Source organism: Hansschlegelia zhihuaiae (assembly GCF_004103825.1).
Taxonomy (GTDB): domain Bacteria; phylum Pseudomonadota; class Alphaproteobacteria; order Rhizobiales; family Methylopilaceae; genus Methylopila; species Methylopila zhihuaiae.
In genome coordinates this window covers 653-9,474 of the sequence record NZ_RYFI01000024.1, presented here as the reverse complement: position 1 = coordinate 9,474, position 8,822 = coordinate 653, and the positions used below count along the sequence as shown (strand labels likewise).

The 8,822-nt window shown below is 70.8% G+C and carries 8 protein-coding genes, 1 other RNA gene and 2 pseudogenes; 5 read left to right on the top strand and 6 right to left on the bottom strand.

The window, feature by feature from the left end:
- The 4 genes and pseudogenes from EK403_RS23430 to def all read right to left on the bottom strand — a co-directional run.
- A pseudogene (locus EK403_RS23430) lies at positions 1-390 on the bottom strand (tRNA pseudouridine synthase A); the annotation flags it as partial.
- Positions 390-890 (bottom strand): GNAT family N-acetyltransferase, encoded by a 501-nt coding sequence (locus EK403_RS19365; RefSeq protein WP_128779108.1) that lies wholly within the window; start codon positions 888-890, stop codon positions 390-392. The gene EK403_RS19365 and the pseudogene EK403_RS23430, both read right to left, overlap by 1 nt.
- Complete coding sequence (gene fmt / locus EK403_RS19360) at positions 887-1,804, bottom strand: methionyl-tRNA formyltransferase (protein WP_128779107.1); 918 nt, start codon at positions 1,802-1,804, stop codon at positions 887-889. Before fmt ends, EK403_RS19365 begins: the two co-directional genes overlap by 4 nt.
- Positions 1,805-1,979: 175 nt before the next feature.
- Positions 1,980-2,552, bottom strand: coding sequence for a peptide deformylase (gene def, locus EK403_RS19355; RefSeq protein WP_128779106.1), 573 nt, complete (start codon positions 2,550-2,552; stop codon positions 1,980-1,982).
- Between the two features lie 164 nt (positions 2,553-2,716).
- Between def and EK403_RS19350 the strand changes: the two genes are divergently transcribed.
- On the top strand, positions 2,717-2,938 hold the full coding sequence (locus tag EK403_RS19350) for a hypothetical protein (RefSeq protein ID WP_128779105.1): 222 nt from the start codon (positions 2,717-2,719) through the stop codon (positions 2,936-2,938).
- Positions 2,938-4,083, top strand: coding sequence for a DNA recombination protein RmuC (locus tag EK403_RS19345; RefSeq protein ID WP_128779104.1), 1,146 nt, complete (start codon positions 2,938-2,940; stop codon positions 4,081-4,083). The genes EK403_RS19350 and EK403_RS19345 overlap by 1 nt, the downstream gene beginning before the upstream one ends.
- 197 nt (positions 4,084-4,280) lie before the next feature.
- Here the strand turns inward: EK403_RS19345 and EK403_RS19340 are convergent, their stop codons facing one another.
- Entirely contained in the window at positions 4,281-4,766 is a 486-nt protein-coding gene (locus EK403_RS19340) for a hypothetical protein (RefSeq protein WP_128779103.1), read from the bottom strand.
- Between the two features lie 193 nt (positions 4,767-4,959).
- The gene (nudC, locus tag EK403_RS19335; protein WP_128779102.1) at positions 4,960-5,892 is read right to left on the bottom strand and encodes an NAD(+) diphosphatase; all 933 of its coding nucleotides are present in this window, start codon (positions 5,890-5,892) and stop codon (positions 4,960-4,962) included.
- A gap of 141 nt (positions 5,893-6,033) precedes the next feature.
- On the opposite strand from nudC, the gene ffs reads away from it, so the two are divergent.
- The 3 genes and pseudogenes from ffs to EK403_RS19320 all read left to right on the top strand — a co-directional run bounded on the left by ffs (position 6,034) and on the right by EK403_RS19320 (position 8,545).
- An RNA gene (gene ffs / locus EK403_RS19330) (signal recognition particle sRNA small type) lies at positions 6,034-6,131 on the top strand.
- Positions 6,132-6,322: 191 nt separating this feature from the next.
- A pseudogene (locus EK403_RS19325) lies at positions 6,323-8,098 on the top strand (DNA polymerase III subunit gamma/tau); the annotation flags it as partial.
- A 126-nt stretch (positions 8,099-8,224) separates the two neighbouring features.
- On the top strand, positions 8,225-8,545 hold the full coding sequence (locus EK403_RS19320) for a YbaB/EbfC family nucleoid-associated protein (RefSeq protein WP_128779100.1): 321 nt from the start codon (positions 8,225-8,227) through the stop codon (positions 8,543-8,545).
- Positions 8,546-8,822: the final 277 nt, after the last annotated feature.

The following is an 8,822-nucleotide window of genomic DNA, read 5'->3' as shown; positions in this document are numbered from 1 at the left end:
CGGGGCGCGCCCCGCCGCGAGCGCCAACGGCGGGCGACGGTCGACGATCCGGTAGACATAATGCCGGCGGATCGCTGAGAAGCGCGCGTCGAAATCGTCGGGCGCCTCGGCGACCTCCAGCACGGCGACGGGCGCAGGCCTGAGATGCGCGTTGGCCGCGTCGCGGATCACGTCGGGGCGGAACGGCCGCGCGAGATCGACATGCGCGACCTGGCCGCTCGCATGGACGCCGGCGTCGGTGCGGCCCGCGCCCTTCACGGTCACGGCCTCGTGGGCGAAGGCCTCGATCGCGGCCTCGAGAGCGGCCTGGACCGACGGCCCGTTCGCCTGGCGCTGCCAGCCGACGAAGGGCGCGCCGTCATATTCGATCGTGAGCCGGTAGCGCGGCATCAGCCGAGCGCCGCGAAGGCCGCCGGATAGGCGAGCCCGCCTGCGGCCGGAGCGCCGCCGAGCTTCAGCGCGACCGCCTGCTGATGGGGCCCGTCATAGGGGGTCGAAAAGCCCTCGGCCTTTTCGGCCGAGAAGCCGAAGCGGCCGTAATAGGCCGGGTCCCCGAGGACGAGGCACCAGTCGTGGCCGCGCGCCGTGAGCTCGATCAGGCCCTGATGGACGAGCGCGGCGCCGAGCCCCTGGCGTCGGCCGCCGGCGCGGACGGCGAGCGGCGCCAGCGCCGCGACGGCGAGGCCTGCGTCGGAGGCGAGCTTGGGAAACACGGCCGACCCGACGATCTCGCCGTCGACCTCGGCCACAAGCTCGAGCGCGATGTCGCCGGCCTCGCGCAGCGCCGCGACCAGATCCGCCTCGGCGCGCGAGGGAAAAGCGCCGGTGAGCAGGATGCCGACCTGTTCGGCGTCGGCCGGCCCGGCCTCCCTGATGTCAAGCCAGTTCATGTGAGCGCCGCGCCGGGCCTGAGCCGCGCGCCGTTGAGGAAGGATTGCGCGTCGACCGGCGCCTTGCCGGCCCGCTGGACCTGGAGGAGCCGAACGGCCCCCTCGCCGCAGGCGACCGTCAGCCGGTCGTCGACGAGTTCGCCCGGCCGGCCCGCGCCGTCGACGCGGGTCGAGCGCAGGACCTTCACGCGCTCTCCGCCAAGCTCGAACCATGCGCCGGGGAAGGGCGAGAGGCCGCGGATGCGGTCATGGACTTGCCTCGCCGGACGCGACCAGTCGATGCGGGCCTCGGCCTTGTCGATCTTGGCGGCGTAGGTGACGCCCTCCTGGCCTTGCGGCCGGAACGACAGCGACCCGCGCCCGAGCGCCGCGACCGCGCGGCCCATCAGGTCGGCGCCGATGGTCTTGAGGCGGTCGTGCAGTTCGCCCGCGGTCTCGTCGGGGCCGATCGCGACCCGCTCGGCCATCGCCACGGGGCCCGCGTCGAGGCCTTCCTCCATGCGCATCACCATCACGCCGGTCTCGGCGTCGCCCGCCATCACGGCGCGCTGGATGGGCGCCGCGCCGCGCCAGCGCGGCAGGAGCGAGGCGTGCAGGTTGAGGCAGCCGAGCGGAGGAACGTCGAGCGCTTCCCGCGGCAGGATCAGGCCGTACGCCACCACGATCGCGGCCTCCGGCTCGAGTTCGGCGAAGGCCTCGAGGGTCTCGGGGTCGCGAAACGTCCGCGGGGTGAAGACTGGGAAATTGAAGCCCTCGGCGAGCTGGTGCACGGGCGTCTTGGTCAGCTCCATGCCGCGCCGACCTGCGGGCTTCGGCGCGCGGGTGTAGACGCCCGCGATCTCGTGGCCCTGCCCGACCAGTTCGAAAAGCACGGGCGCGGCGAATTCCGGCGTGCCCATGAAGACCAGTCTCATTGCGTCGCGCCCCTTGGCGGTTGAGACGGAGTGCGTGCTTCGAGACGCATGCCTTCGGCATGCTCCTCAGCATGAGGTACGTTGGAGTTAGCACAAACGCCCCTCATGCTGAGGAGCCGCGAAGCGGCGTCTCGAAGCACGCAGGCGATCGCCGCGCCGACTGACGCTCCGGCGTCTAAGACGCGACCGGGTCGGGCTCTCCCCGCGCCCGACGATCGCGCTTCGGGAAGCTCGGCAGCTCGCCGACCGCGCGCGCCTTCTCGAACTTCTTGACCACGCGGTCGCGCTTCAGCCGCGAGATGTGGTCGATGAACAGCACGCCGTTCAGATGGTCGATCTCGTGCTGGACGCAGACCGCGAGCAGACCTTCGGCGGCGAGTTCCTGTTCGGCGCCCTCGACGTCGAGATAGCGCACGGTGACCTTCGCGGGCCGCTCGACCTCCTCGTAATAGTCCGGGATCGACAGGCAGCCCTCGTCATAGGCCTGCAGCTCCTCCGAGAGGCTGACGATCTGGGGGTTGATGAGGACGAGCGGCTGCGGCTCCTCGTCCTTGCCCGCGAGGTCGATGGTCACGACACGCTTCTGGACCCCGATCTGGATCGCCGCGAGGCCGATGCCGGCGGCGTCGTACATCGTGTCGAACATGGTCTGGACCAGCGCCTTGGCGTCGGCGTCGGACCGCGAGACCGGGGCGGACACCAGCCGGAGCTTCGGGTCGGGCAGATAGACGAGCGGCGCGGCGGCCATGAGCCTGAGGTCCCTGCGCTTTCAAGGCGAGCGCCCGCGGTTAAGCCCTTGCGCGCGGCGCGTCAACATGTTCTTAATTTGTTCCATGCCAAGTCGTCGTTGGGTTCGGCGGGTTCGCGACGGCAAGCATCTGGGCCGCCTCCCGGCAACAGACCGACGGGGCGATGGCGGCGGATATCACCTCCCTGATCGACGGCGTTCCCGTGAGGCACACGCTGTTTTACGCCGTGGTGATCCTCACGATGATCGTCGCCGACAGATATGATCTCTACGACTACATACGGATGAGATCGCGCGAGACGAATGAGCGGAACTGGGGCGGCGCGCTCCTCTTCTCCGTGCTTTTCCTCTCGTCCTTCGTGATCTTTTTCTGGCCGTCGCGATGATGAGCGATCCCCTTCCGGTTCTGGGCCGTTGGTTTCAGGCGGTCGAGCCCGAGGCGCTGGCCGCAGCCACCTCGCTCGCCGCGATGCTTCTCGTGCTCCTCGTTCTGCTGGCCTCCGGCGCCGCGCGCCGGCGGGAGGCGCGGGAGGCGCAGGCGCGGATCATGGGACTGGAGCGGGCGCAGGCGGAGGCGACCGGACGCCTCCAGGCCTTCGCCTCGGCGCTCGGGCAGCGGCAGTCCGATCTCGCGCGCGGCGTCGCGGAGAGGCTCGACGCGGTGGGCGCGCGGGTCGGCGACGGGCTCGCGGCCGGCGGGCAGGCGACCGCGGAGCAGCTGAAGCGGCTCGAGGCTCGGCTCGCAGTGATCGACGCCGCCGGCGCCAATGTCGCAGCGCTCGCGGGACAGGTGACCGACCTCAAGGCGATCCTCGCCAACAAGCCGGCGCGCGGCGCCTTCGGGCAGGGCAGGATGGAGGCGATCCTCAAGGACGCGCTGCCGCCGTCCTCGGTCGCCTTCCAGGCGCAGCTCTCGACCGGCGTCAGGCCCGACGCGCTGATCCGCCTGCCGGGCGACCATCGCGGGCTTGCGGTCGACGCCAAGTTCCCGCTCGAAGGCTTCGAGCGCCTGCGCGCCGCCGACGGACCGGAGACCGTGAAGGCGGCCGAGGCCAAGGTGCGGGCCGACGTCGGCCGCCATGTGACCGACATCGCGCAGAAATACCTGCTCGCCGGGGAGACCCAGGACGTCGCTCTGCTGTTCGTGCCGTCGGAGCAGATCCACGCCGAGCTCGCCGAGCGCTTCGACGACGTGGTGGCGCGGGCGCACCGGGCTCGGGTGCTGATCGTCTCGCCCTCGCTGCTGATGCTAGCCGTGCAGGTGGTGCAGGGGCTGACGCGCGACGCCGCGATGCGCGAGCAGGCGCATCTGCTGCAGGCCGAAGTCGGCCGGCTGCTCGACGACGTGCGGCGGGTCTCGGAACGGGTCGAAAAGCTCAAGAGCCATTTCGGGCAGGCGGTCGGCGACCTCGACCAGATCGTGATCTCGACCGACAAGATCGCACGGCGGGGAATGCGGCTCGAGCAGATGGAGCTCGGCGACGCTGCCGAGGCGCTGCCGAACCCGCTGAGGCGGGAGGCTGCGGAGTAGAGTGGGTTCAGCGGAAGCGATCCGTCGGAGCTGAGGAAACTCCGCCGTCGTCCCGGCCGAAGCGCCGGGACCCATTTCCGCTTCCCGTCAAGGTGTTGAAAAGCAGCGTCAATGGATTCGGGGACAAGCCCGGAATGACGGGCTCTTGGCGACGGCGCGTCCTCGCTCCAAAGGCGCCGATCGGGCGACGAAGACCGTCACTCCTTGGGAGGCCTCACGTCGTCATAGGAGATGTCGAGCTCGACGCCGTCGGTCTCCATCCGGCGCGGCAGACCATCCTCCGCGCCAACCCACAGCGTCTGGGCGCCGCTCGGATCGGCGTCGCCCATGGCGGGCGGCCGGTAGCCATAGACCTTCACGGCCACGCCATTGAGCGTCTGATCGGGCTTGCGGACGCAGTCCTTGAGGCCGCCGCTCTGTCCGACGACCTGGCTCATCATCTCGGCCCGGCCGCCTGGCTTCATCCGGATGCTCTGCCAGCCGTCGCCGTCGTTCACGTAGAACATGTCGCCGATCGCCATCGCCTCGACGGGCGGCTGCCCGAAGGTCTTGATCGTCTGCCGATAGGCCGGCGCGACTGCGAGCTTCTCATAGGCCGCGGCGACCGCCGCGCAGTCGTCGGCGCCGGCGGGGAGGGGCGCCGCGGCCATCAGCGCCAAAGAGGCGAAAACGGCGGATCGCATCGAGATCGGCTCCAGAGGTGGGCTTGGCCACACGACGATCTTAGAGATTTTCGCGGCATGGACCCGCGACTTTTCCGTCATGCCCGGCCGAAGGCCGGGTATCCACGAATTGGGCATAGTGCTCCTTGATCCCAGAAAGTCGTGGATGCCCGCGCTGCCGCGCGGGCATGACGGCGGGGGGCGGCTACACGCGTCAGGCTCCACCTGTGACGAACCGCCTGAGCAGATGGTGGGCGATCGCGGCCGGGGGCGGCGCGAACAGGCCGTCGGGGTGGTCGCGCCTCAGCATCGCGGCGGCCTCGTCGCGCGAGAACCAGCGGACATCCTCCAGCTCCTCGAGATCGGGCGTGATCTCCTCGGTCAGAGCCTCGCAGCTCACCCCGATCATCAGCTGCGAGGGAAACGGCCAGGGCTGCGAGAGCTCGTAGCGGACGGCGCCGAGCCCGACGCCGGCCTCCTCCATGATCTCGCGCCGTGCCGCCTCTTCGACGGTCTCTCCGGGCTCCACGAAACCCGCGAGGCACGACCACATGCCCGGCGGAAAGCGGCTCTGCCGGCCGAGCAGGCAATGGTCGCCAAGGCGCACCAGCATGATGGCGACCGGGTCCACGCGGGGAAAATGCAGCGCGCCGCAGGCCGGACAGGTCCGTCGCCAGCCGCTCGGCGAGGGCTCGCTCGGCGCGCCGCAATTGGCGCAGAAGCGATGCCGCGCATGCCACGAGATCAGGCTCTTGGCGTAGCCCGCGAGCGCGAGCGCGTCGCCGGCCAGACGACCGTCGCTCGCGACCGCGCGGAGGTCCGCGGTCGTGAGATCGTCGGCGCGATCGACCGCCTCGGCCGCGCCGTCGCCGAGCTGGGCCCCGAAGCGCGGCGCGCCGCGCTGGCGGCCGAGATAGGCGAGGGGTTCGACCGGTCCGAGTCCGGCGACCGCAGACTCGAACAGCGGGTCGAGCCCGCCGTCGTCGGCGCGTCTCAGCACCGGCGCGTCGCCGAGGAACAGGACGGTGCGCGCCGCCGGGTGGCGGGCCTCCTCGTCCACGAAACCCGAATCGTCGCGCCGTTCGGCCCGGCGGTCGATCGCGAGCCCGGCGTAACCGAGCGGCGGCTCACTTTCGGCGTCCGGCATCCGCGTCCGATCCTGTTGTTCCAGAGTGGAGCTGAGTCTGCGCCGCCAATCCCTCCCCTTGCAAAGGGGAGGGATGCGCGCGCCCCATCTCGAACGCCAGCGGCCTTGCGCCGGAGCGTCCCGGAGGGCCATATAGCGTCCGGAAGGTTGGCGGCGGGCGCAGCGCTCGCCAACCGGGTCAGGTCCGAAAGGAAGCAGCCCTAACGAGACCGATGTGGGTCGTCGTCCAACCTTCCACCTTTCTCTCAGCGAGGCGCTTGCTTATGGCGGCGACGGCCTGCGTGCTTCGAGACGGCCCGTCGGGCCTCCTCAGCATGAGGACCGTCGAGAGGCCCGGACGCGCCTGCCGGCCGATGAAGCGCACAATCCGTCCTCATGCTGAGGAGCCCGCGTCAGCGGGCGTCTCGAAGCACGCAGACCGCCGACGCTCGCTGCGGGCGCGGCCATGAGCCAGACGCCCTATCGCGTCCTCGCCCGGAAATACCGGCCGCAGCGCTTCGAGGACCTGATCGGCCAGGAGCCGATGGTCCGCACCCTCCGCAACGCCTTCGCGCATGGCCGCATCGCCCAGGCCTGGATCCTCACCGGCGTGCGCGGCGTCGGGAAGACCACGACGGCGCGGATCCTCGCGCGCGCGCTGAACTATGAGCGCGAGGACGGGACCGGCGCCCCGACCGTCGATCTCGCGACCCCCGGCGTGCATTGCGAAGCCATCATGGAGTCGCGCCATGTCGACGTGGTCGAGATGGACGCGGCCTCCCACACAGGCGTCGCGGACGTCCGCCAGATCCTGGAGACCGTGCACTACGCGCCCGTGATGGCGCGCACCAAGGTCTTCATCATCGACGAAGTCCACATGCTTTCGACGAGCGCCTTCAACGCCTTCCTGAAGACGCTCGAGGAGCCGCCGCCGCACGTCAAATTCGTGTTCGCCACCACCGAACTGCGCAAGGTGCCGGTGACGGTGCTGTCGCGCTGCCAGAGCTTTTCGCTGCGCCGGGTCGCGGCCGACGAGATGACCGCGCATCTCAAGCGCATCGCGGACGCTGAGTCCGTCACGATCGAGGACGAGGCGCTCGCGGTCATCGCCCGAGCCTCGGAAGGTTCGGTGCGCGACGCGCTGTCGCTGCTCGACCAGGCGATCGCCCATGGCGAGGGCAGGGTGGAGGCGCAGGCGGTGCGCGGCATGCTGGGCCTTGCGGACCGCGCGGGCGTGCTCGACCTGTTCGACGCCGTGATGCGCGGCGACGCCGCCGCCGCCCTTGACGGCTTCCGGGCGAGCCACGACGCCGGCGCCGAGCCGGTCGCGGTGCTGGCCGACCTCGCCGAGACCGTCCACCTCGTCACCCGCATCAAGCTCGCGCCGAAGGCCGCCGACGACCCGGCGCTGTCCGAGGGCGAGCGGCTGCGCGGCAGGGAATTCGCGGGAAAACTTTCGATGCGCGCGCTGTCGCGCGCCTGGCAGATGCTGCTGAAGGGGATTTCGGAAACACAGGTCGCGGCGAAGCCCGCCCAGGCGGCCGACATGGTGCTGGTGCGGCTCGCTTATGCGGCCGATCTGCCGACGCCCGACGAGGCGCTCCGCGCGCTCGCCCAGCCAGGCGACGACGGCGGCCCGCGGCCGACCGCGCCGCAGGGACCGTCGGGCGGACGCCCGGGGCCCGAGGCCATGGCGCCGGCGCGATCGAGCCCCGCGCTCGCCGCCGCCCGCGACTTCTCTCGCCAGCCCGAGCCCGCCCAGGCCCCGCCGACCGCCGAAGCGTCGCCGACGCTCGTCCTGCAGCGCTTCGAGGATCTCGTCGCGCTCGCCGCGCGCCATCGCGACATCCTGATGCAGAACGCCCTGACCCGGCATGTCCGCGTGGTGCGCTTCGAGGACGGCCGGCTGGAGTTCGCGCCCGCGGGCGACGCCGCGCCGGACCTTGCGGGCGAGATCTCCAAGAAGCTTCAGGAGTGGACGGGTAAGCGCTGGATGGTGTCGGTGACGGCCGGGGAGGGCGCGCCGACGCTCGCCGAACGCGCCGAGGCGGAGGAGGCCGCGCGGCTCGCCGGCGTGCAGGCCCACCCGCATGTCCGCGCCATCCTCGAACGGGCGCCGGGCGCGACCATCGTCGACGTGCGGGTCCGCGACGCCGAGACCGCCGAGCCCGAGCTTGACGACGCGGCGAGCGCCGCCCTACCTCCGGCCGAGGACGACGACCTCTGATCCTCTCGTCATGCCCGGCGAAGCCGGGTATCCACGACTTGACGGCGGCGCTTCGCGATCAAGTCGTGGATGCCCGAGACAAGCTCGGGCATGACGGCTTCGGGGCTTCAAGCAAGGGACCTTTCGATGCGCGACCTCATGGGCATGATGGCGAAGGCCAAGGAGCTCCAGCAGAAGATGCAGGACGCCCAGGCCGAGCTCGACCAGGTCGAGGTCGAGGGCGTCTCGGGCGGCGGCGTGGTGACGGTGCGGCTCTCGGCCAAAGGCGACCTGCGCGGCCTCAAGCTCGACCCGAGCCTGCTGAGGCCCGACGACGCCGAGATCCTCGAGGACCTGATCGTCGCGGCCCATGCCGACGCACGGAAGAAGGCCGAGGCCGCCATGCAGGACAAGATGCAGGGTCTGACCGCGGGCCTGCCGATCCCGCCCGGCATGAAGCTGTTCTGAGGGCGTCCCGTCATACCGGACGGCCGAAGGCCGATCCGGTATCGTGAGCAGTATGGAGCTCGTCAGTCCCCGGCTCGTCCGGGGACTCTACGGCGAGCTCGACGCCTCCGATGGGTCCTCCGGACATGCCGGAGGACGACGACGCGCTCAATGTTCAATCCTGACGACGATCCCGGCTCTCGCTTCGCTCGGCCGGGATGACGCTTTAAGACAAGCCATGTCCCGCACCGCCGCCGGCCCCGAGATCGAACGCCTGATCCAGCTTCTGGCCAAGCTG

Excerpts from the sequence above, each read along its gene's own strand:
- EK403_RS19320 (WP_128779100.1), top strand. The coding sequence starts at position 8,225 with ATGCGCGACCTCATGGGCATGATGGCGAAGGCCAAGGAGCTCCAGCAG.
- EK403_RS19350 (WP_128779105.1), top strand. The coding sequence starts at position 2,717 with ATGGCGGCGGATATCACCTCCCTGATCGACGGCGTTCCCGTGAGGCAC.
- def (WP_128779106.1), bottom strand. The coding sequence starts at position 2,552 with ATGGCCGCCGCGCCGCTCGTCTATCTGCCCGACCCGAAGCTCCGGCTG.
- nudC (WP_128779102.1), bottom strand. The coding sequence starts at position 5,892 with ATGCCGGACGCCGAAAGTGAGCCGCCGCTCGGTTACGCCGGGCTCGCG.
- EK403_RS19345 (WP_128779104.1), top strand. The coding sequence starts at position 2,938 with ATGAGCGATCCCCTTCCGGTTCTGGGCCGTTGGTTTCAGGCGGTCGAG.
- fmt (WP_128779107.1), bottom strand. The coding sequence starts at position 1,804 with ATGAGACTGGTCTTCATGGGCACGCCGGAATTCGCCGCGCCCGTGCTT.
- EK403_RS19340 (WP_128779103.1), bottom strand. The coding sequence starts at position 4,766 with ATGCGATCCGCCGTTTTCGCCTCTTTGGCGCTGATGGCCGCGGCGCCC.
- EK403_RS19365 (WP_128779108.1), bottom strand. The coding sequence starts at position 890 with ATGAACTGGCTTGACATCAGGGAGGCCGGGCCGGCCGACGCCGAACAG.